Genomic DNA, 21,472 nt, shown 5'->3' with positions numbered 1-21,472 from the left:
CTCTAGACTTAGATCAAGTGATCAATAACAAGAACGGGGCCATTGCCCCACACTGCTACGGAGCCTGACCATGTTGATGGAAGGAAAGTCGATAAACGTCGCAGCGGTTGAGGAGGGGATCTACGAGCTGGTATTCACCGGCGCGCAGAGCGTGAATACCCTCAACCAGGCCACACTGGCCGAGCTGGAGGACGCCATCAAGGCGCTAACACAACAATCGGATGTGCGCGGTCTCGTCATTCGCAGCGCCAAGGAAAGCTTTATCGTTGGCGCCGATATTACCGAGTTCATGGCACTGTTCAGCGCCGGAGACGCAGCCATTACCGAAGGGCTCTCCCGGATCAACGCCCTGTTCAGCCAGATTGAAGATCTGCCCTTCCCCACCGTAGCCGCCATCAACGGGCTGGCTCTGGGCGGTGGTTTTGAGATCTGTCTCGCCTGTGATTACCGGGTGATGGCTAAAACGGCCAAAGTAGGTCTGCCCGAGGTTAAGCTGGGTATCTATCCGGGCTGGGGCGGTACCGTGCGCCTGCCGCGCCTGATCGGTGTGGATAACGCCAACGAATGGATCTGCGGCGGTAGCGAATACCGCGCCGACCGGGCCTTCAAGGACGGTGCGGTGGATGCGGTGGTCGAGCCTGAGCAGGTTAATGAGGCGGCGCATGCACTATTGAAAGACGCCATCGCCGGAAAATTCGACGTCCAGGCCCGTCGTCATGAAAAACAGAGCCCTATCGCCCTGAATCAGGTTGAGCAGATGATGGCTTTCGAGTCCGCCAAGGGGTTTATCGGCGCCAAAGCCGGGCCTCACTACCCGGCCCCCATGGCCGCCCTGAAAACCATCCAGAGTCACGCCAATCTGGAGCGCGATGCAGCCCTGCAGGTGGAAACCCAGGGCTTTGCCAAACTGGCCGTTCATCCTGTCACTGCCGCACTGGTAGGTCTGTTTTTGAAAGACCAGCAGGTCAAGAAAGTCGGCAAACGCTACGAGGCTGAGACCGCGCCGGTGAAGCAGGCGGCGGTGCTGGGAGCAGGCATCATGGGTGGCGGTATCGCTTACCAGAGTGCGTCCCGCGGCACGCCGATTCTGATGAAAGATATCCGCGAGGACGCGCTTCAGTTGGGTCTCGAGGAAGCTTCCAAATTGCTGAACAAACAGCTGGAACGGGGCAAGATCGATGCCCGCAAAATGGCCAAGGCGCTGGCCAATATCCGCCCCACTCTGAGCTATGGCGACTTTGAAGGCGTTGACCTGGTGGTCGAAGCCGTCGTGGAGAACCCCAAGGTCAAGAAAAGCGTACTGGCCGAGACCGAGGCTCAGTTGACGGATGACGCCATCCTCGCCTCCAACACCTCGACCATCTCGATCACGGAGCTTGCCTCGGCACTCAAGCGCCCGGAAAACTTCTGCGGCATGCACTTTTTCAACCCGGTACATCGTATGCCACTGGTTGAGGTGATTCGGGGCGAAAAGACCTCCGATGCTGCTGTGGCAAGAACGGTCGCCTACGCCAAGGCGCTGGGCAAAACGCCGATTGTGGTTAACGATTGTCCCGGGTTTTTAGTCAACCGAGTGCTCTTCCCCTACTTTGCCGGTTTCTCTGCCCTGCTGCGCGATGGCGCAGACTATCGCCAGATCGACAAAGTCATGGAAAAGTTCGGCTGGCCCATGGGCCCGGCCTATCTGCTTGACGTGGTTGGTATCGATACCGCCTGTCATGCCGATGCCGTCATGGCCGCGGGATTCCCGGATCGTATGGGCCATGAAGGTGAAACCGCCATCGAACGCCTGCACACGCTGAACCGTCTGGGTCAAAAGAATGGCCAGGGCTTCTACCGCTATGAACTGGACCGCAAGGGCAAACCCAAAAAGCTTGTGGACGAGGAGTTACCCAAACTGCTGGAAGGCACACTGGGTACACCCCGTGAATTCTCCGACGAGGAGATTATCGCCCGCATGATGACGCCGCTGTGCATCGAAACAGTCCGCTGTCTGGAAGAGGGTATTGTCGGAAGTGCGGCGGAAGCCGATATGGCACTGATCTACGGTATTGGCTTCCCGCCGTTCCGCGGTGGCGCGCTCTACTACATCGATCAGATCGGACTCGACAACTTCTGTGCTCAGGCTGAGCAGTTCGGCGAGCTGGGCAAGCTGTATCAACCAACGGCCCGGATGCGCGACATGGCAGCCGCCGGTGAAACCTATTTTGCAACGGCCCAGAGCGGCGCTGGACAGTGAAAGGAGAGCAAAGCATGAGCCTTAAACCTACTGATGTGGTGATCGTCGACGGTCTTCGCACACCCATGGGGCGCTCCAAGGGTGGTGCCTTTCGCAATGTCCGCGCCGAAGCACTCTCTGCCGCGACCATCACCGGGCTACTGAAACGCAACCCAGAAGTGGATCCGAACCAGATTGAAGATGTGATCTGGGGCTGTGTTAACCAGACCCTGGAGCAGGGCTTCAATATCGCCCGCAACGCCTCCCTGCTGGCAGGACTTCCGCACACCGTGGCGGGTCAGACCGTCAACCGTCTGTGCGGCTCCTCCATGTCGGCACTGCATACCGCGGTGCAGGCGATCCAGACCGGCAATGGCGATACCTTTATCGTCGGCGGTGTGGAGCATATGGGCCACGTGGCCATGGATCATGGGGTGGATATCAATCCGGCGCTTTCCAAGCAGGCCGCGAAAGCCTCGATGATGATGGGGCTGACCGCCGAGATGCTGGGCAAAATGAACATGGTCTCCCGCGAGGAGCAGGATGCCTTTGGTGCCCGTTCCCATCAGCTCGCCTACCAGGCTCAGCAGGAGGGGCGCTGGAACAACGAGATACTTCCAGTGGAAGGCCATGATGAACGGGGCTTCAAGATCCTGGTGGAACAGGATGAGGTGATCCGGCCCGAAACCACAGTGGAATCTCTCTCTACCCTCAAGCCGGTCTTTATGCCCAAGGGCGGGACTGTGACGGCAGGCACCTCATCGGCCATATCCGATGGTGCTTCAGCCATGCTGGTGATGTCGGCGGCCCGTGCCAACGAACTGGGGCTGACGCCGCGAGCACGTATCCTAAGCATGGGAGTAGCCGGTTGTGATCCATCAATTATGGGCTATGGCCCGGTGCCCGCCTCGCAGAAAGCGTTGCAGCGTGCAGGCCTGACCACCAGCGACCTGGATATTGTCGAGCTGAACGAGGCGTTCGCGGCTCAGGCGATCTCGGTGCTGAAAGGGCTGAGGTTGCTCGATGAGCTGGATACCAAGGTCAACCTGAACGGCGGCGCTATCGCGCTGGGCCACCCGCTGGGCTGCTCCGGCACCCGGATCTCCACCACCCTGCTGAATGTGATGGAGCAGAAAGACGCCACCCTGGGCCTGGCAACCATGTGCATCGGCATGGGCCAGGGTATCGCCACGGTATTTGAACGTCTGAACTAACATCACAGATCGGAAATGACGCAGCCCGGCCAAAACCCGGGCTGCGGTTTATCTGAGCTGACTATCCTTACTGCCACGACGGTTATAGAGGCCGTCATTTTTGGCCTGAGCCTCCTGCTCGGACTGACAACGGATACAGAAACGCACACCGGGAATGGCCACCCGACGTTTTTCCGGAATCGGCGCTTCGCACTCCTCACAGTGTGTCAGGCTCTCCCCTTGCGGGATCAGGCTCTTTGCCCGCTGCACCGCTGAATCCACCGTCGCATCAATCTGATCCTGTACCGCACCATCCTGCGCCCAACCGCTTGCCATATCGACTCCCAAACCGTTGACCAAAACATTACTTTACGCCGCTTGTTTCCGGTGAGTATAGCTGGACGCGACACCGGAGTGCGTGAGATCGGTTCACCCGTTAAAAGTCAGACTGTCATGGAGCGCATCGCCTCAGATTGCTACCCTTAGAGTCCACGACATGACCTTTCCCCCTGGGAGAACAATCGAACGATGGCAAAACCCGCACCGAGAGAGCTGGAGGTGATTCAATCCAGCCGTATTACCCCCAATATGCAGCGGATCACACTGGGAGGCTCCGCCATGGCGGAGTTCCCGAGTGATCAGCAGAGTGCCTACATCAAGCTCTATTTCCCCAAAGGCGAAGCGGAAAAGCCCGACGTGCGCACCTATACCATCCGTCACCAGCGCGATGGCGAGATCGATGTGGATTTCAATCTGCATGATGATGGCAGCTCCGGCCCGGCTTCACTCTGGGCACGAAACACCCGCCCCGGTGATCGCATACTGGTAGGTGGCCCCGGGCCTAAAAAGATGATCAATCAGGAAGCGGACTGGTTCTTACTGGTCGGCGATATGACCGCCCTGCCGGCGATCAGTGTTAATCTGGCACAGCTGCCCGAACATGCCATGGGCCATGCCGTGATCGATGTGATGGATCCAGCCGATATCCAGACACTGGAGCGCCCGCTGGGTATCCAACTGCACTGGTTGGTGAACCCAAGCCCGGACCCCAAGGGTGAAAGGCTGGTGGAACATGTCCGCATGCTTGCCCTGCCGGACGGAACACCTTCCGTCTGGGCCGCCTGTGAATTCAGCAGCATGAAACAGCTGCGCCAGCACCTCCGGGAGGCGCTGAAAGTCCCCCGCGAACAGCTCTATATTTCGAGCTACTGGAAGCTGGGCCAGAGTGAGGCGCAACACAAGGTGACCAAAAGCCGGGATGCCGAGCAGGACCGCGCCTAAAGCGCGGTCTGTGCCACCTCATCCCCCGCTTTCACCGGATTAAGCAGACAGGTTAAAGCCGGCAGCAGGATCAGCGCACCCAGCATATTCCAGAGGAACATAAAGGTGAGCAGCAAGCCCATATCGGCCTGGAACTGGATCGGCGAGAATACCCAGAGCACCACGCCGATCGCCAGCGTAAACCCGGTAAAGGCCACCGACTTACCGGTGCTGCGCAGGGTTTCCAGGTAGGCTTCCGGCAACTCCAGCCCCTGCTTGAGCAAGGTATTGAGCCGCGAGTAGATATAGATCCCGTAATCCACACCGATACCGACCCCCAGCGCGATAACCGGCAGCGTAGCCACCTTGATACCGATGCCCAGTCGCGCCATCAGTGCCTGACAGAGCAGTGAGGTCAGCGCCAGCGGGGCGATAATACAGACCACCGTGCGTATGGAACGGAAGGTAAGCAGGCAAAGCAGGCTGACCACCCCATACACCCAGATCAGCATCTCGTTCTGAGCGTCGGTGATTACCTCATTGGTCGCGGCCTCAAAACCGGCGTTCCCGGCCCCCATCACGAAACTAACCTGATCGGTCTGGTAGCGCTCGGCAAAGCGATCCACCGCCGCGGTCAGCGTCGCCAGGGTTTCCGCCCGATGATCCTCCAGAAAGACAATCACCGGCAGCAGCGAACAGTCACCGTTCATCAAGCCCTGGGGCACCTGGCGCAGGGAGGAGTTGATCACATACTGGTTGCGGCTCAGGCTGCGCCATTTAAGGTTCCCCTCATTAAGCCCCGCCGTGACCCGCTCCGCCACATCCACCAGCGACACACTGCTTTGCACGCCCGGCAGGTTACCCAGGTAGAACTGAAAGCGGTCCACCATCTGCAATGTCTGGAAGCTGGAGCACTGCTCCGCCGCCGTTTTCACCATCACCACGAATACATCGCTGGAGTTGGCATAGTGGCTGGTGATGTAGGCGTTATCCAGGTTGTAGCGGGAGTCTGCTCTCAACTCCGGCGCACCGGCGCCCAGATCCCCCACCTGCAACGCCCGACTACCCTGAAAGCCAATCAGAGCCAGACCCAGCGCCACGGCGACCGCGATCATCGCGCCACGAGGCCGGGCAAAGCGGGTCAGTGCTTTCCAGATCAAAAGACTGGGCTCGCGGCCATGGCGCACCTTGTTGATCGCCCGTTGACCGATACCGGTCCAGGAGATCAGTACCGGCAGCAGCAACAGATTGGTGGCCACGATCACCATCACACCGAGCGCTGCCGCTACAGCCAGATCCTGAATCACCTGGATATCGATCACCATCAGGGTGAGGAACCCCAGGCCGTCTGATATCAGAGCGGTGAGCCCGGCAATAAAGATGGTTCTGAACGCCAGCCGTGCCGCCGTCAGTTTGCAGGCACCGCCGGCGGCCTCCAGGCGCACCGTATTGATCACCTGAACCCCGTGGCTGACCGCGATGGCGAACACCAGAAACGGCACCAGCATAGAATAGGGATCGAGCCCATAGCCCAGCCAGTGCAGCAGCCCCAACTGCCAGACCACCGCCACCAGCGAACAGAGCAGCGGAATCAACGTACCACTCAAACTGTGTGAATAGAGGTAGAGCAGCACCAGCGTGACCAGAATCGCCACGCCGAAAAACAGCGCCACCTGCACCGCCCCCTGAATCAGATCGCCCACCACCTTGGCAAAACCGGTGATATGGATCTGCACCTGATCAGAGCTGTACTTATCCCGGATCAGGGTTTCCAGCTGCTCGGAAAAACGCTGGTAATTCAGTTTGTCGCCGGTTTCCGGGTCGGTATCGAACAGCGGCACCTCGATCAGTGCCGAGCCGAAGTCATTGGCCACAAGGCGGCCCACCTGACCGGAGCGCAGAATATTAAGGCGCAGTCGCTCCATAGCCGCAGCGGAACCGTCGTAATCGCGGGGAATCACTGGGCCGCCCACAAAACCCTCTTCGGTCACCTCGGTCCAGCGCACGTTGGGCGTCCAGATGGAGCGCACCGCCGAGCGGTCTACCCCCTTGATATAAAACAGCTCGTCCGTGATCGCCTTGAGCGTCTGCTGAAACTCCGGTTGAAAAATATCGCCGTCGGTCGGAGCCACCACCACGCGAATACTGTTACCAAGCCCGGCCAGATCATCCCGGTGCTCCAGGTAGTTGGCGACCCAGGGATGATCGGTGGGGATCATCTTGACGAAGCTGGCATCCGGGCGAATCTGCGCGGCCTGGACACCCAGAAACAGGGTGATCAGCAGAAATGCCAAAGCGACCGGTAAGCGATACCCAAACAGCAGATATTCCAGCCATCGCTCACAGAAGCGGATCGGCGCCAGCAGCAGGTTATCCAGTCGGCTCATGAGCGCCCCTCCTGCTTAAGCTCAGCCAGGTCCAGCGCGGTCACACCGCCCTCACCCACCAGCCACAGCGTGCCGTCCCGAACCAGCCCGGCACTGAAGGAGCCACGGCGTGATCCCTTCACCGGTTGAAACCCCTGCCCCTCGTTAATCAGCAACGCCCCGCCCTGCCCCAGCAGAATCACCTGCTGCGGGCCAGAGGCGGCTGCACTCAGGGTCGCATCCGTAGGTAGCGGCTCCAGCTGCCAGTCCAGTCCACTGGCAGAGCTGTAAAGATGGCCCCGGAGGCCCATCAGGTAGATTTGGTCAGACTCATGGAGAGCGAAGAACGAACCGCTATATGGAGAGTCGGCACTTTGCCAGCTGCGGCCCCGGTCATCGCTGTAGATAAGCAGCCCCGCCTCACCGGCGATCAGCAGGCGCCCGGAGCGGGTTGGCAACAGCGCATTGAGATGCAGGCGGTCCGGATTGGGTAGCAGGTGCCCGATACTGCGCCAGCTGATCCCGCCGTCATCGGTCCGGAACAGCGCACCATAACCACCCAGCACGAACCCCTGACGGGCATTGATAAAACGCACATCGAGCAACGCCGGCATGGCACCCTCTTCCAGGGCGAAGGTTACGTCATCCAGGGCATACAGCCAGTTATCCAGCTGCTCCGGCGAGATCCCCTCGGGCGGGTTCTCAACCAGCGCCTCCAGTGCATCACGCTGCAACTCGGTCAGCGACAAACCGCCAACCTGCGCCTGCCAACTGGCGCCGCCGTCCACCGAGTGCAGGATGGTGCCATCATGCCCCACCGCCCAGCCGTGCTGGCTATCCACAAAATCAACGGCGGTTAGCAACACCGACGCGGGTACGCCCGCCTGCTCCCAGTGACCGCCACCGTCATCCGAGAACAGGATCACACCCTGCTCCCCCACTGCGACCAGCCGATCGGAACCGGGAGGGTTCACAATATCCAGCAGCAGCCCATTGATCGAATCGCTGGACTCGATGGCAGGCTGATCAAGCCGGTCGTAGGTCTGCGCCCAGGCAGGCGTACAGAGCCCAAGGGTTAACAAGGAGAGAGTGACTAATTGTTTAAGCATGGAAAGCCCGCATTGTTAGCATTATTGGACGGGTATAGCGGTGACAACCCTTAAAACTGTGCTTCGTCGACCTGCATCAGCGTCTTGGCTCCGGCACGGGCCGACTGCGCCAGTGCGTTACAACGCACCAGCAGTTGCTCGGCATAGGCCGTCGCCACCTGTTGGCGCATCTGCAGGAAGGGGGTGGTCTCCTCAGGCTGAGCCGCCTGATGAGCCGACCGAAGCAGCATCCAGCCACCGCACAAATAGCCCAGCGCCATCAGCAGACTGACACTGCCACCGGCCGCGGCTTGAGGGTCTTCTGGGTTGGGGGTCATTAATACCTGAACCGTGTCCTCTAGCGCGTGCAGCGCATCCGACAGCCCGGTGCGCAGCACTTCCGGTGCATCACCACAGTCATTAAGACTGCGCTCGATATCGCCGAACAGCGCGTTCAAGGCCTCACCACCATCGGCAGCGATCTTGCGCCCGATCAGGTCCAGCGCCTGAACACCGGTGGTGCCCTCGTAGATTGGCAGAATCCGCGCATCCCGATAGAGCTGGGCGACGCCAGTCTCTTCGATATACCCCATGCCCCCATGCACCTGCACGGACAGGGAGCAGACCTCCTGAGCCAGCTCGGTCATCCACCCCTTGACCAGCGGAGTATAGAGAGCCACGCGCTTTTCACGCGCCGCCTTTTCTTTATCGTCGGTGGCAGCCCGGGCCCGGTCCACCTCCGCTGAAGCCTCGTAGGCAAAGGCTCGCATCGCTTCACAGGCGGCTTTCATCTGCAGCAGCATGCGGCGCACATCGGGGTGGTGAACAATGGTGACCCGGCTGCCATCACGCAGCGTGCCCTGCACCCGCTCCCGGGCGTAGCCCCGGGCAGCCTGATAGGCCCGTTCAGAGAGCGCAAGGCCCTGTACACCCACCGCCTGGCGAGCGGCATTCATCATTGTGAACATGCAGGCCAGGCCCTGATGGGGCTCACCCACCAGATAACCGATCGCACCGCCGTCGTCGCCATAACTCATTGCACAGGTGGGGCTGCCGTGGATACCGAGCTTGTGCTCCAGCGCCACCACTTTCACATCATTACGCTGTGACGGCGCACCCTGCTCATCCAGCAGAAACTTGGGCACCAGAAACAGAGAGATCCCCTTCACACCGGCCGGTGCATCCGGCAGCCGGGCGAGCACCAGATGCACGATATTGTCAGCCATCCGGTGATCACCCCAGGTGATAAAAATCTTTTGACCGCTGATGCGGTAGTGATCCCCTTCCGGCACAGCACGGGTTTTCAGCGCGGCCAGATCGGTACCGGCATCCGGCTCGGTCAGGTTCATGGTGGCCGTCCACTCACCGCTGATCAGCTTGGCCAGCCAGGTGGTGCGCAAGGCCTCGCTGCCGTGGTGGGAAAGCGCATCAATCGCCCCCTGGGTCAGCAGCGGACAGAGTGCCCAGGCCAGATTGGCCGACTGCCAGATCTCGCTGGTGGCCGTGGATAACAGGTTGGGTAACCCCTGACCGCCATACTCGGGGTCGCCGGCCAGTGAAGGCCAGCCCGCCTCCTGAAACTGTCGATAGATGTCGGCGAACCCCGGCGTCTCTTCAACGCCGGATTCCGTCAGGGTAGCGGGCTGCTGATCACCGGTGATATTCGCCGGAGCGATACAGGTTTCACCAAAACGCGCGGCTTCATCCATGATCGCGCCGACCATCTCGGAGCCGACCTCATCCAGCGCAGGCAGGGCAATGACATCCTGCAACAGAAAGAGCGCTTCATCGCGCGGAAAGCGGTAATTAAGCATGATTGGCAAAGCTCCTGACTCTTATTTTTATCTACTATTCAGGATCGTCACTGGCGGTGGTTTCTACAATGGCATATCGACGCGTATCCACTGACATTTTTGTTCATCGCCGCCATCAACAGCGCTATTCATGCATCAGATGCCGTTGAAACGCCTCGCTTTTGCGATATTCACCCGGCGTCATACCGGTCCAGCGTTTGAATGAACGGAAAAAGGCGGAGGGCTCATCAAACCCCATCAGCTCCGCCACATCATTGATCGACAGCTGGGGCGAGCTCATATAGTGCAGTGCCGCGGCTTTACGACACTCATCCTTAATCGCCTGAAACGAGGTGCCCTCATCCAGCAAACGCCGTCTCAGCGTGGAGACCGACAGGTTCAGCGCACCGGCCACCTCCTCCGCGCCGGGTAACTCGCGGCTGAAATCCTTGCCGATCAACGCCACCACCCGAGATTTCAGTGATGGATCATCATTCACCATGGCGATCAGCTGATAGGGCGCGGTTTTCAGGAAGTTACGCAGCGTCTCGGTCGTCTGCACCAGCGGCAGATCCAGATAGCGCGCAGGAAACACAAAAGCGTTTTCATGCTGCTCAAACTTCAGCTCGGACTGGAACAGCTGGTGATAGATCTCGATATCATCGGGCTCAGGGAAGGTGAAGTAAGCGGCCTTTAGCTGAACCCGTGCGCCCAGTAACCAGCTGATAAAGTGGTGCCACATGGAGAGTGATGTACGTATCCGTTCCGGCGGCTCATTGGCCAGAAACTCGGCAAAATCAAAATCCGCGCAGTCGGTGGCGGCAAAAGTGATCTTGGCGTAGCGCCCCTTGCGCACCAGCACCGGTTTGATCTGCGCGCCGCGACAGATCTCATGAAAGGCACTGGCCCGATAGATCGCACGCTCCAGAGTGGGACAATGAATAATGGCGTGGCACATCATGCGAAAAGTCCCGTTAGGCACCTTACCGCCGCTGAGCATGCCGAAGTACTCATCCTGAGCGATATACATCAGGCGCTGGTACAGGGCTCCAAATCGTTCGGCACTGAACTCGGTCTGATTCTCGATCTCAGCGGCGTCGATGCCAACCATCTGCAGCAGTTCATCAACATCAAAGCCCTGTATCCGCGCCTGCTGCAGCAGGTTTTTGACATAACCGGTGGGTACGGTAACGGTACGATTCATCCTCTCCTGCATCCTCTTTATTGTGGTTATTTGCTTTCAATTTACGTCAAAGGGAACGCTTTTGTCAGTCAAACTGCGCTGGAATGTCATTGAGAAAATAGTGTCTGCATTTGAAGATAGGTCGCAATGAGGGAGGTAAACGGACCGGCAACCTTTCAAAAACGACGCTAATTCAGAAGGTTAAATACGCCACCCGCTTATACCTCAGAGATATATAAAAATAACATCCTCTGGTGAACGATATGGAAATGAAATACGGCTCTCTGCCTGGCAAGCTCTGCGCCCCCGCTCTATTTCGTCCTGCTGCGCTGGCATTAGTGGTCAGCGGTGTCTACGCCCCGAACGCACTCGCGCTGGACTTCAGCCTGGGAGAATACGAGGGGCGGTTCGACTCACAGATCAGCCTCGGCGCCAGCTGGCGTGCCGAGAAACAGGACTCCGATCTGATCTCCGCCCCCAACGGCGGAACCAGCGCCGGGTCGGGCAGTTACGATGATGGCGACCTCAACTTCGAACGGGGCGATGCCTTCTCCCGAACGCTCAAGGGCGTTCATGAACTCCAGCTGAGCCGTAACAACCACGGTCTCTTCCTGCGCGGCAAATACTGGTTTGATGATGCTCTGGAAAACGACGATAAACCCCACGGTAATACGCTGAACGGCTATGAGCCCGACAGCGAACTGAACGACAGCGATTTCAACGATTACGCACAGTTCTCCGGCGCCGAGCTGCTTGATGCCTATGTGTATGCCGGTTTTGATCTCGGCAGCGAAGGCCAGTACCCACTGGATCTGCGCCTGGGCCGTCAGGTGGTCAACTGGGGCGAAAGCGCCTTTATTCAGGGCGGCCTGAACAGCATCAACGCCATCGACGTGAGCGCAATCCGCCGCCCCGGGGCCGAAGTGAAAGACGCACTGCTACCCAGCAACCAGCTGTTCGCCTCCGTCGGCCTCTCCGGCAACCTGAGCATGGAAGCCTTCTACCAGCTGGAATGGGAAGCCACCGCCATCGACGGTTGCGGCACCTACTTCTCCAGCAACGATTTTGCCGCCCAGGGCTGTAACGGCATCCGCGTGCCCCTGGCACTGACCGATCAGCAATACTTCAACAGCGCCCTCACCGGCGCCACATTGGGCTTCGACCCGGTGGTGTACAGAAACAGTGACGGCTACCGCCCGGCGGATGACAAAGGACAGTTTGGTGTGGCGCTGCGCTACTTTGCCGAGTCCCTTAACTTTACCGAGTTCGGACTCTACTTCGCCCGTTATAACAGCCGCCTGCCGATCTCCAGCGGTGTAAACACCCCGGTCTCCGCCGCCGATCTGGGCGCCATTGCCAATAACGCCGCTCAGCAGTACATACTCAACAATGCGGCCAACCCGGCCGCGCCCACCGCTGCCGAGATGATGGCTGCGCAATCCGCCGCCCAATCCGCGGCTACCGCAGCGGGCACCGCTGCCGTATTCCAGAGCACCTACTTTACCGAGTACCCGGAACAGATCGAGATGCTGGGCCTGAGCTTCAACACCAACCTGGGTGATGTGGCCTGGTCGGGCGAGTTCTCGTTCAAACACGATCAACCGATCCAGGTTAACGGCCCGCTGCTGGTCTCCGCCATTCTTCAGCAGTTCTCCGGTGGCAGCGGTAACACCAGCGCCGATCAGCGGGTGGCATCAGCCGGCCCCGGTGGCGTGGTCTCCGGGTACGATCAATACGATGTGAGCCAGTTCCAGACCAGCTTCGTCAAATTCTACGACCGGGTATTCGGTGCCAGCCGCCTGGCACTGGTGGGCGAACTGGGCTGGACCCATGTTCATGGCCTGGATGAGGGTAAAAACGCGATCAAATATGGCCGCGCCGGTGCCTGGGGATACAGCGCCGGTGACGACGACGGCTTTGTCACCCAGGACTCCTTCGGTTATGTGGCCCGTGCGGCCCTCACCTACCCCAACGTGCTGTCAGGGGTCAATCTCAAGCCCCAGCTCAGCATCAAGCACGGCCTGAAAGGCTACGGCCCGGAACCGGGCGCGGCGTTCCGGGAAGGCGAAAAAGCGATCGGCCTGACGCTAACCGCCGACTACCTGAACCAGTACCAGTTTGAGGTTGGCTACACCAGCTTCCTGGGCGGGGACTATAACGCGCTGGAAGATCGCGACTACTTCACCCTCAGCACGTCCGTGTCCTTCTAATCATCAAATGGGAGATACAATAATGAAAACAGCCTCCACCCTGGATCATATGAAGGCATCGCTCCGGCTCATGGTGCTGCCGCTGGCTCTGGCCGGTGCCAACAGCTGGGCCGCTGTCTCCGAGCAGGAAGCCGCCGCGCTGGGTAATCAACTGACCCCAACCGGCGCCGAGCGAGCCGGTAACAGCGATGGCACCATCCCGACCTGGGAGGGTGGCCTGCCCTCCACCCAGGACCGCTACGCCGATCCCTTTGCCGGTGAGCAGCCCCTGTTCACGATTACCGCCGAGAACCTGGACCAGTACGCCGACAAACTGAGCCCCGGCCAGATAGCGATGTTCAAGCGCTACCCGGACAGCTTCCGGATGCCCGTGTACCCCAGCCACCGGACCCATGCCCTGCCCGACTCCATCTATGACGTGGCACAGTGGAACGCCCGGCACACAGAGCTGAACGACGGCGGCAACGGCCTGACCATCTTCCGCGAAGCGATGGCCTTCCCGATTCCGCAAAACGGGCTGGAGGTAATCTGGAACCATATCACCCGCTATCGCGGCGGCTCCCTTGAGCGCACCTACGTGCAGGTGCCGGTGCAGGCCAACGGCGACTTCACACCGGTGAAGATCGAAGAGAAGTTAAGCTGGCCCGAACACCTGAGCGACGACCCGGACGCCAACCAGACCGCCAATATGCTGGCCTTCTTCCTCCAGCGTGTTCTCGCCCCGGCCCGACTCACCGGCGATGTGCTGCTGATTCATGAAACACTGAACCAGGTCTCCCAGCCCCGTCAGGCCTGGACCTACAACACCGGCCAGCGCCGTGTACGTCGCGCCCCGCAGATCGCCTATGATGCACCGGGCACCGCCTCCGACGGCCTGCGCACCGCTGATAACCTGGATATGTTCAACGGCGCACCGGACCGCTACGACTGGAAACTGGTGGGCAAGCGCGAACTCTACATCCCCTATAACAGCTTCCCCCTGGCCAGCCGTGACCTGACCTACGACCAGATCCTGGCCAAAGGCCACCTGAACCCGGAACACACCCGCTACGAACTGCACCGGGTCTGGGAAGTGGAAGCCACGCTGAAAGAGGGCGAACGCCATATCTACAGTAAGCGCGTGTTCTACGTGGATGAAGACAGCTGGCAGATCGCCATCGCCGACCACTACGACGGCCGCGGCGACCTCTGGCGCGTGGCCGAAGCCCACGCCCTGCCCTACCGCGACGCCCAGGTCACCTGGGTCGCCGCCGAAACCCTCTACGACCTCCAGTCCGGCCGCTACCTGGCCACCGGCCTGACCAATGAAGAAGGCGACGGCTACGACTTCGGCGAACGCTTCGCCTACAAAGACTTCACCCCCCAGGCAATCCGCCGAATGGGCCACTAAGCCACAACACACAAACCACCCACATCCAAAGGCTGGGCTGCTGATTCTTATCAGTGGTGCCGGCCTTTGGTGTTTGTACTAGGCGATTACACGGAAAAGCTGATCTGAATTTCCGCCTGTACATACAGTGTATTGACGGGCGTGAGCTCTGGGTGCTTGATTTATCCCTTAGCCATGCTCATTTGTGACTGGTAACACGCGGCAAAATCGTCCAATATCAAGGGAGTATGGACTGGCCGTTGCGGGATACTGTGCACGGCAACGCAGCAAAACGCGCATGCTCGTTTTCACCGGAAGAGAATGGCTGTGATATCTCGATTTATCCTTTCTCTTCAGATAGTTATAACAGCTCTCCGAGTATTCGACAGAGAGCAAATACGCGCATGCGCAGTATTATAATGTTAGCTGCATAAGTTCATCACCGTTCAAATTTGGAAGATATGAAAGAAAAAATTGAAGTTGTTGAAAAATTACTGATCGTTCTCACCTTGATTGCAGGCATCGTAGCGAGCGCCTACAAAGGGGTTGAGTATATATCTGCAAAGTCAGCCGTGGTTACCGCTAAAGCTGCGCAAGAGCAAGAGACAGCAAACGCTCAGCAGCTATTGACCAAAACTTACTCCGATTCTGCTAACCAAACTTGATGCTGACCTACGAGAAATAGACAAAAAACTAGGCGAAGAGATATTTGAAGGCACTGTGGGCTGGGATAAATTAGTAATCATCCGAGCCGAGAAGGTAAAAGATAGAAACCAGCTTTTGTCCATACTTGGTGAACAGGTGGTAAATCTTAAGAGTCCTAACCAGTCGGCAGCAGCTAACAAGGCAAGCAACCCGACGCCATAGGCGCGGGTTCTTTTGGCGTTATATTTCTAGGAGGTACAATTGAAGAAGCGCCCTAAGGAAGAGCAAGAAATTGTTGACCTCCAGCAACCTTCTGGCAGATGTATCATTGTTGAATGACAAAAATACTGGCCTCCTAGAAAAGCTATACTGGAATGAAGAGAACTTTCTGGCTGATCGATTTCATCGGAAGATAAAATCAGAAACTCAGTGGTTCGAAAACGTTATCAAGCATGCTCCAACAGTTGGAAGTTTTTATGAAAATTTGATTAGAAATACGCTGAGAGAATTTGCTCCAACTAATAATAAAATTGGCACTGGTTTTGTTTACGACTCATCGAGAGACAAGCACGGCAAGCAAATTGATGTCCTTGTTTACGATGATTCCGATAGAAGTGTGGTGTATCGGTGTGACGAATTTGTAGTGATTAATCCTGGCAGCACTATATCTGCAATTGAAGTAAAGAAAACCCTAAATGCTACGAATTTGAAAGACGTTGTAAGGAGTACTTTCTATAACAATCTAGGCTGGAACGGCAGGAAATATAAAGAAATTAACACTATTAATATTTTTGCATTCTCTCTGTCGTGCAAAAAAGACACGATTGTTAACGCGCTAAAGGATATTCTCGAAGACTGTGTTCTATCGCTAACTGTCGAATCAAATGGAGCGCAGGGTAAGATTCCAATAACATATTGCAGCGTTCCGGATATATATTTCCTGGACGAAGATTTTTACATACAAACTCAGATCATAGAGAAGGGGGATGAATTTGGCCTAGAAATTCATACCATTCCTTCGCCGGGAACGGGGTCTGCGGGCGCTTTCTTGAGTAACGTTATTCAAGAAAACCGCGAGAAAATGGGCAATAATGAGAAAAGCTATCTCTATAGAAATATACGGCCGTGCCCAGAACGTTGTGAAGTCGAAGGTAGCATGCTTTTAATTGACATAGTGTCCTTTTCTCAAATTGTTGGAGCATTTCCAGATTCACGAGAAGAGCTTCTGTCGCTATCTCTAGACGAAATGAAACCGTTATCAGTTTTCATTCCAAAAGGACTCGATATTAAGTCTTATGCCAGCGCAAAAGAGTTTTTTGAAAAAAGTGGTGCTACAGTAGAGTTTTTTAACAAGGAAGGCCCAGTGATAGTACCTTGTTCTGAAGTAAAAATATAACAAGGCACTGTTGTCGGACAATTTTTCCACCGCTTCGCGGTTCCAAAATTGCCGCAAAGTTTTAGCGTTATAAACCAAGTCGACCGTAGAGTGTCGGCTACGAAATAGGAATAGAAAGTATGAACCTAATTTCTTCATTTCTATCAAATCCAATTGTCGGAATAATTGGATATTTGCTCTCTTTCGTGGCTGCAATAATTGCAATTGTTCAATATTTGGGCAGGTCTAAGGCTGAAGAGAAGGTAAAGAATTTGCAGATTGAAGTCACGAACCTTCAGGCAAATACGAGAAATGAGAACAAGGTTAGTCAGGGCGAAAAGTCACAGTACTTTCAGGAAAATTCTGGCCCAGTAAACATTGACAATAGAGGCTAAAGGAATGTCAAAAGGCGTAACGTTTAATGACAATCATGGGCCTGTTACGATTTTCGATGAAAGCGGGTCTGCTCGCCCCTCAATCTTAGGAAAGCTGATTGAAATTATAGCGACAAGTGATCAATCAGATATAAATTTAGATAGAGACCCAGCTGAAATAGATGTGAAGGTCGACTTCAACGATCTAACAAGCCATAAATGGATTATAGAAGAGTATATACAATCATCTTTGCTAATTGATGAATCAATTGAAGCATTGAACCAGACCATTCTAAATGGCAGTACAAAATTAAAAAGGCAAATGAAAATCTTCTATAATCGAGCATTGGAGAAATACTCAATAAACATTAAGCCCTTTGATTTGGAAAAACTTAAATCTAATTCTGACCAAGTCGTGGATGAAGTGATTTTGTTGACTAAAAGGTTCGTTAAAAATTCATCAGATTTGAAAAATGGCTACTTTGAAGAAGATATTGATTACGGCGTAAGTTTGATAACAAGTTATAGTATTATCGAATGTATAGTTTTGGAAAACCCAAATGATCACAATTGACTCCGACCCAAAACTAAATCCTATAAATATCGGCGCCTTTATTCTAAACAGGATGGCCGAACATGACTATACAGAAATTGAGATAGAGAATTTGTTTGAAGATGTTAGGGCGGAGTTTTACGCGTCCTATGACGTTTTTGTATATACACTGGATTGGCTATTTGTCGCTGGGGCTATTCGTCTGAGCGAAAAAGGAAATATTACGTATGAGGTTAGTTAGGCTGTCTGTCTATAAAAATGGCGAGCTAATTAGATTAGTGCCATTTAAAAAGGGGTTGAACTTAATCTTGAATTCGGCCTCTATTTCAGGAGGGACGGGTAATAGTGTTGGGAAGTCTACACCTTCAAGATTACTAGACTATTTGTTTCTGTCTTCAGGTGAGGATATTTATACCGAAGCCGAATTCGGCAAACCAATCCCGGTTGTGTTTAGCTTGATAAACGATAACACGATATGCGTTGAGCTTGAATTTGAAGGTTTCGATCAGAAAAGTCATAAGATAGCCAGAACGTTAACAACTGATCCAAAAACGTCAATTTATTATATTGACTCTAGAATTTGTGAAAAGAGTGATTATATAGACCTTGTGGCTAAACAAATTTTTGGTCAAACAGATGATAAGCCTTCGATAAGAAACATTTCTCATAAATTTATAAGAAACACTAATGATAAGATGCAGAACACTACAAGGTTTCTGCATGGCAATACGAAGCCTGATATTTATGACCAGATGTATCTATTTCTATTCGGTTTTTCTGGCTTGGATCTATTGAAGGAAAAGGCCAGCTTGAATAATAGAATTAGAACCAAGAAAAAACATTTAGCTGCTTATAGGAACCCATATAGAGAAAGCGCATTACAAAGAATGATTGCGCCATTAAAGGTTGAAGAAGACGAGATTCAAAAGAAGATTAACGAGTTCGATTTTTCAGGGAGTCAAGACTCGAGCGTAAAAGAACTGGTGGGCATTCAAAATCAAATATCTGATCTGACTATTAGCTATTCAAAGATCAAAACCCGATTAAACTACCTGAATAAGTCTGTTGTTAAGGTCAGAGAAAGTGCGACTAGTGTCGATGGTAAAGAGCTGGCGACTATTTACGCTGAGGCAGGAGTCGCTATCAGCGATGGATTAAAGCGTTCATTTGAAGATCTTGTAGTGTTTCACAACAAAGTCATCTCTAATAAATTGAACCTCCTGGAAAACGATATGTCGAGATACCAGGAAGAGGAAGAAAGGTTAAGGAGCGAGATTGATTCTCTCCATAGGATTGAGTCTGGAATTTTTAAACACATAAAGCAGCCAGACACGCTTAAGTCTATTGGAATACTGTACAACGACTTGACGAAGATTAAGGAGAAGATTGCTGGCATATCGGCATTGCTGGATAAAATTGAAGATGCGAATGCCGAAATTCAATCACTTGAAGATAGCAAACTTAAGGTTGTTCAAGAAATATCGAAAAATACCGAAGACCTTGATAGTAATGTAGAAATATTTAATGAGTACTTTGGAGAACTTAGCAAATATTTTTATGGCGACAGGTATATTTTCGATTTAGAGTTTGATCTAGATACTGAGAAATGCAGGTTTGATATAGCTAATATTTCGCCAAACCCAACCGGAGGAAAAAAGAAAGGAGAGTTAAGCGCATTCGACCTTGCTTACATTAAATTTGTAACCTCGACTCATATTAAGCGTCCCTCTTTTGTGGTTCATGATAGTATCGAGGATGTAGATGTTAATCAAGTTTTTGATATTTTTAAACAGGCTGATAGTTTGAATGGACAATACGTTGTAGCGCTTTTAAGCGACAAACTAGCTGACTCAAGGTTTGATATATTTAAAAAGGAATCTACTATTCTTGAACTTTCCGAAAACGACAAATTTTTTAGGATTTAGGTGAAGTTAATCGCAGCTGGTTTATAACTTCAACGTTATGTGAGCATTCCCATGGATAATCCAGATGGCATTCGGTGAGTTTGAATCAAAGAAAATTGAGCGGGCCGCGTCAGAGTTTTTGGAAAATCGGAGGCCGCCAGTCGATATCCGACCCAAGTTAGATATAGACGTTCGGGTGTCTGGCCAAAGCGTGCAAATTGTCGAGATCCGCCCTCATTTTCGGGAACCGTCAGCAATCATTGAATCACCGGTAGCAAAAGCTACCTACGTGAAGAAAGCGCAGCGCTGGAAAATCTACTGGATGCGTAGCGATCTGAAGTGGCATTCGTACACGCCAGAACCTGAGTCACAATCCATCGAGGAATTCTTTGCTATCGTGAATGCCGATGAGAATGGCTGTTTCTTCGGGTAGCACATAACTATGAACACCCTCTGGATTTTTACTCTATTTTTTATTGCTCCTGTCCATTTTAAACGATTCGTAAGATGGAATATTTCTATAAAAAGTTAGGTTCGAGAAGTATTACTCTGACCCAGATATTAATTCATCAGGTTTAATCAGTCGAATTTCGACCTTTTTGTAGGCATCAATGATATATTGCACATCATTTTTTTGTCCTTGCTGCACTCTTTGATAGTGCTCTAAAGTTTTATTTAAGTACTCTTGAGCCGATTCGAAATTCCAAATTTTACTTCCGATTTCTGTGATAATTTTATTATTTTTAACATCAGATGAAACCAAAATAACTTCATAGAAGCGATTATTTTCTTTTATTAATGCTTCATCCTTCAATCCTAAATTAAGATCTATTATTTTTTGTCGTAAATAAAATTGGTGATGAACTGGGCATAATAAAAAATCGATGTTTAATTCTGGGTTTCTTTTGCAAATTGCCTTAACAAATTTGGCGGTTAAATCCCCCCCCAACTCCTGCAATTATAACTAAATGATTGCCATCATAACGCTGCAGCGGAAGCAGGGATACATCTAAGCAGTGGGCTTCCCATGCTGAACCAGAAAAGAAACGTTTCAATTTGGTTTCTATTTCATCGATTAGATCCGGCACAATATCAACAAAATGAACAGTCGCTTTGGTTTTCTTTGATAATAAAGAAGCCCCTAAAAAACCATGGTCGCAGCAACAGTCCCAGATGTGCGCATAGTTAGGTTCGACCATTTTCTCGACTAGTTTTAAACGGTTACTAAGTTTCAAGCGTTACCTACTTTTCAAAAAACGTATTGTAAGTGTTTTTTCGTTTATCTTGGTAGACGAACCTAGCACGTTGTTCAAGAGGGGGCATGCTAAAAAGTGAATCGACTAAGTCCTATAGACATTCCGTACCGATAACGTTGCAAAGGCGAAGGGTGGCGATAAGCCTATTTGAGTCGGTATAGGCACCATAGTTTAGTCTGATATGCCAAAAGAAATGGCCGCTATCCAGATTTATTAGAATGCTCTAAACAGATGCTTCGGGCCAACACCCGACCTTTAGATCAGAACCGCTTCTCAATAAAAAACCGCCCATCGAGCTAACCGCACCCCCTCCCCCTTCAGTGCAGCCGAGCTGTAGTGGTCAACTAATCCCGGACACGGTTTTAAGTTTTTCTTCCGCCGCCAGTGGACTGATGCCGCCATTGGCACGATGTGGCCGCTGGCGGTTGTAGTAATCCATCAGGTACCGACCAATATCCATTTTGGCGACCAGTAGCGAGGAGTAACCGGTTTCTGGCACCCATTCCGTTTTCAGGCTGCGGAACAGCCTCTCCATCGGCGAGTTGTCCCAGCAATTTCCACGACGGCTCATGCTTTGCTCCATGCGGTAGCGCCAAAGCCGTTGGCGGAACTTCAGGCTCGTGTACTGACATCCTTGATCGGAATGGAACAGGATGCCTTCAGGCTGCCCTCGCCGACTCCAAGC

General features: G+C 53.6%; 20 protein-coding genes. 12 read left to right on the top strand and 8 right to left on the bottom strand.

Translation table 11 applies throughout. The features are described from left to right. Nucleotides 1-70: 70 nt before the first annotated feature. The gene (fadB, locus tag G403_RS0111885) at nt 71-2,239 is read left to right on the top strand and encodes a fatty acid oxidation complex subunit alpha FadB (RefSeq protein WP_027854192.1); all 2,169 of its coding nucleotides are present in this window, start codon (nt 71-73) and stop codon (nt 2,237-2,239) included. Nucleotides 2,240-2,253: 14 nt separating this feature from the next. Beyond that, nucleotides 2,254-3,432, top strand: a complete 1,179-nt coding sequence (fadA, locus tag G403_RS0111880) for an acetyl-CoA C-acyltransferase FadA (RefSeq protein WP_027854191.1) — start codon at nt 2,254-2,256, stop codon at nt 3,430-3,432. A gap of 48 nt (nt 3,433-3,480) precedes the next feature. Here the strand turns inward: fadA and G403_RS0111875 are convergent, their stop codons facing one another. After that, the gene (locus tag G403_RS0111875) at nt 3,481-3,747 is read right to left on the bottom strand and encodes a DksA/TraR family C4-type zinc finger protein (RefSeq protein WP_027854190.1); all 267 of its coding nucleotides are present in this window, start codon (nt 3,745-3,747) and stop codon (nt 3,481-3,483) included. Between the two features lie 192 nt (nt 3,748-3,939). Between G403_RS0111875 and G403_RS0111870 the strand changes: the two genes are divergently transcribed. Further along, the gene (locus G403_RS0111870; protein ID WP_027854189.1) at nt 3,940-4,692 is read left to right on the top strand and encodes a siderophore-interacting protein; all 753 of its coding nucleotides are present in this window, start codon (nt 3,940-3,942) and stop codon (nt 4,690-4,692) included. Here the strand turns inward: G403_RS0111870 and G403_RS0111865 are convergent. From G403_RS0111865 to G403_RS0111850, 4 genes are all read right to left on the bottom strand, one after another. Beyond that, a complete protein-coding gene (locus G403_RS0111865) occupies nt 4,689-7,058 on the bottom strand; it encodes an efflux RND transporter permease subunit (protein ID WP_051298930.1) in 2,370 nt (789 codons plus the stop codon). The genes G403_RS0111870 and G403_RS0111865 overlap by 4 nt on opposite strands. Beyond that, nucleotides 7,055-8,146 carry a YCF48-related protein gene (locus G403_RS23145; protein WP_051298928.1) on the bottom strand — a complete coding sequence of 364 codons (1,092 nt, stop codon included), beginning with the start codon at nt 8,144-8,146 and terminating at the stop codon, nt 7,055-7,057. The genes G403_RS0111865 and G403_RS23145 overlap by 4 nt, the downstream gene beginning before the upstream one ends. A 50-nt stretch (nt 8,147-8,196) precedes the next feature. Further along, complete coding sequence (locus G403_RS0111855; protein ID WP_027854187.1) at nt 8,197-9,939, bottom strand: acyl-CoA dehydrogenase family protein; 1,743 nt, start codon at nt 9,937-9,939, stop codon at nt 8,197-8,199. A 124-nt stretch (nt 9,940-10,063) separates the two neighbouring features. Beyond that, nucleotides 10,064-11,122, bottom strand: a complete 1,059-nt coding sequence (locus G403_RS0111850; protein ID WP_027854186.1) for an AraC family transcriptional regulator — start codon at nt 11,120-11,122, stop codon at nt 10,064-10,066. A 242-nt stretch (nt 11,123-11,364) separates the two neighbouring features. On the opposite strand from G403_RS0111850, the gene G403_RS0111845 reads away from it, so the two are divergent. The 9 genes from G403_RS0111845 to G403_RS0111805 all read left to right on the top strand — a co-directional run bounded on the left by G403_RS0111845 (nt 11,365) and on the right by G403_RS0111805 (nt 19,964). Continuing rightward, complete coding sequence (locus tag G403_RS0111845; protein ID WP_084404021.1) at nt 11,365-13,311, top strand: DUF1302 family protein; 1,947 nt, start codon at nt 11,365-11,367, stop codon at nt 13,309-13,311. A 22-nt stretch (nt 13,312-13,333) separates the two neighbouring features. Then, a complete protein-coding gene (locus tag G403_RS0111840; protein ID WP_084404020.1) occupies nt 13,334-14,701 on the top strand; it encodes a DUF1329 domain-containing protein in 1,368 nt (455 codons plus the stop codon). A gap of 440 nt (nt 14,702-15,141) precedes the next feature. Then, nucleotides 15,142-15,345, top strand: coding sequence for a hypothetical protein (locus G403_RS0111835; RefSeq protein ID WP_027854183.1), 204 nt, complete (start codon nt 15,142-15,144; stop codon nt 15,343-15,345). A gap of 275 nt (nt 15,346-15,620) precedes the next feature. Next, nucleotides 15,621-16,721 (top strand): DUF6602 domain-containing protein, encoded by a 1,101-nt coding sequence (locus G403_RS0111830; protein ID WP_156899689.1) that lies wholly within the window; start codon nt 15,621-15,623, stop codon nt 16,719-16,721. 119 nt (nt 16,722-16,840) lie between these two features. After that, on the top strand, nt 16,841-17,095 hold the full coding sequence (locus G403_RS0111825; protein ID WP_036233629.1) for a hypothetical protein: 255 nt from the start codon (nt 16,841-16,843) through the stop codon (nt 17,093-17,095). A 4-nt stretch (nt 17,096-17,099) separates the two neighbouring features. After that, nucleotides 17,100-17,648 carry a hypothetical protein gene (locus G403_RS0111820; protein ID WP_027854180.1) on the top strand — a complete coding sequence of 183 codons (549 nt, stop codon included), beginning with the start codon at nt 17,100-17,102 and terminating at the stop codon, nt 17,646-17,648. Beyond that, nucleotides 17,635-17,868 (top strand): ABC-three component system middle component 6, encoded by a 234-nt coding sequence (locus G403_RS25880; protein WP_027854179.1) that lies wholly within the window; start codon nt 17,635-17,637, stop codon nt 17,866-17,868. The genes G403_RS0111820 and G403_RS25880 overlap by 14 nt, the downstream gene beginning before the upstream one ends. After that, nucleotides 17,855-19,552 carry a DUF2326 domain-containing protein gene (locus G403_RS0111810; protein WP_027854178.1) on the top strand — a complete coding sequence of 566 codons (1,698 nt, stop codon included), beginning with the start codon at nt 17,855-17,857 and terminating at the stop codon, nt 19,550-19,552. Before G403_RS25880 ends, G403_RS0111810 begins: the two co-directional genes overlap by 14 nt. Before the next feature lie 64 nt (nt 19,553-19,616). Beyond that, a complete protein-coding gene (locus tag G403_RS0111805; protein WP_027854177.1) occupies nt 19,617-19,964 on the top strand; it encodes a DUF3024 domain-containing protein in 348 nt (115 codons plus the stop codon). A gap of 111 nt (nt 19,965-20,075) precedes the next feature. Here the strand turns inward: G403_RS0111805 and G403_RS25675 are convergent, their stop codons facing one another. The 3 genes from G403_RS25675 to G403_RS23135 all read right to left on the bottom strand — a co-directional run. Then, nucleotides 20,076-20,480, bottom strand: coding sequence for a tRNA (adenine(22)-N(1))-methyltransferase TrmK (locus tag G403_RS25675; RefSeq protein WP_281171146.1), 405 nt, complete (start codon nt 20,478-20,480; stop codon nt 20,076-20,078). After that, on the bottom strand, nt 20,449-20,766 hold the full coding sequence (locus G403_RS25670) for an SAM-dependent methyltransferase (RefSeq protein ID WP_281171145.1): 318 nt from the start codon (nt 20,764-20,766) through the stop codon (nt 20,449-20,451). The genes G403_RS25675 and G403_RS25670 overlap by 32 nt, the downstream gene beginning before the upstream one ends. Nucleotides 20,767-21,127: 361 nt before the next feature. Next, on the bottom strand, nt 21,128-21,472 hold a 345-nt coding region (locus tag G403_RS23135; RefSeq protein ID WP_027854176.1), incomplete at its 5' end, for an integrase core domain-containing protein.

The sequence above is a fragment of the Marinobacterium litorale DSM 23545 genome, from assembly GCF_000428985.1.
GTDB classification, from domain to species: domain Bacteria; phylum Pseudomonadota; class Gammaproteobacteria; order Pseudomonadales; family Balneatricaceae; genus Marinobacterium_D; species Marinobacterium_D litorale.
The sequence above is the reverse complement of the archived record's forward strand: the minus strand, read 5'-3'. Positions and strand labels throughout refer to the sequence as shown.

Coding starts and splice junctions, on each gene's coding strand:
- G403_RS25880 (WP_027854179.1), top strand. CDS start 17,635: ATGATCACAATTGACTCCGACCCAAAACTAAATCCTATAAATATCGGC.
- G403_RS0111850 (WP_027854186.1), bottom strand. CDS start 11,122: ATGAATCGTACCGTTACCGTACCCACCGGTTATGTCAAAAACCTGCTG.
- G403_RS23145 (WP_051298928.1), bottom strand. CDS start 8,146: ATGCTTAAACAATTAGTCACTCTCTCCTTGTTAACCCTTGGGCTCTGT.
- G403_RS0111835 (WP_027854183.1), top strand. CDS start 15,142: ATGAAAGAAAAAATTGAAGTTGTTGAAAAATTACTGATCGTTCTCACC.
- G403_RS0111825 (WP_036233629.1), top strand. CDS start 16,841: ATGAACCTAATTTCTTCATTTCTATCAAATCCAATTGTCGGAATAATT.
- G403_RS0111855 (WP_027854187.1), bottom strand. CDS start 9,939: ATGCTTAATTACCGCTTTCCGCGCGATGAAGCGCTCTTTCTGTTGCAG.
- G403_RS0111845 (WP_084404021.1), top strand. CDS start 11,365: ATGGAAATGAAATACGGCTCTCTGCCTGGCAAGCTCTGCGCCCCCGCT.
- fadB (WP_027854192.1), top strand. CDS start 71: ATGTTGATGGAAGGAAAGTCGATAAACGTCGCAGCGGTTGAGGAGGGG.
- G403_RS0111820 (WP_027854180.1), top strand. CDS start 17,100: ATGTCAAAAGGCGTAACGTTTAATGACAATCATGGGCCTGTTACGATT.
- G403_RS0111840 (WP_084404020.1), top strand. CDS start 13,334: ATGAAAACAGCCTCCACCCTGGATCATATGAAGGCATCGCTCCGGCTC.
- fadA (WP_027854191.1), top strand. CDS start 2,254: ATGAGCCTTAAACCTACTGATGTGGTGATCGTCGACGGTCTTCGCACA.
- G403_RS0111865 (WP_051298930.1), bottom strand. CDS start 7,058: ATGAGCCGACTGGATAACCTGCTGCTGGCGCCGATCCGCTTCTGTGAG.
- G403_RS0111875 (WP_027854190.1), bottom strand. CDS start 3,747: ATGGCAAGCGGTTGGGCGCAGGATGGTGCGGTACAGGATCAGATTGAT.
- G403_RS0111870 (WP_027854189.1), top strand. CDS start 3,940: ATGGCAAAACCCGCACCGAGAGAGCTGGAGGTGATTCAATCCAGCCGT.
- G403_RS0111805 (WP_027854177.1), top strand. CDS start 19,617: ATGGCATTCGGTGAGTTTGAATCAAAGAAAATTGAGCGGGCCGCGTCA.
- G403_RS0111810 (WP_027854178.1), top strand. CDS start 17,855: ATGAGGTTAGTTAGGCTGTCTGTCTATAAAAATGGCGAGCTAATTAGA.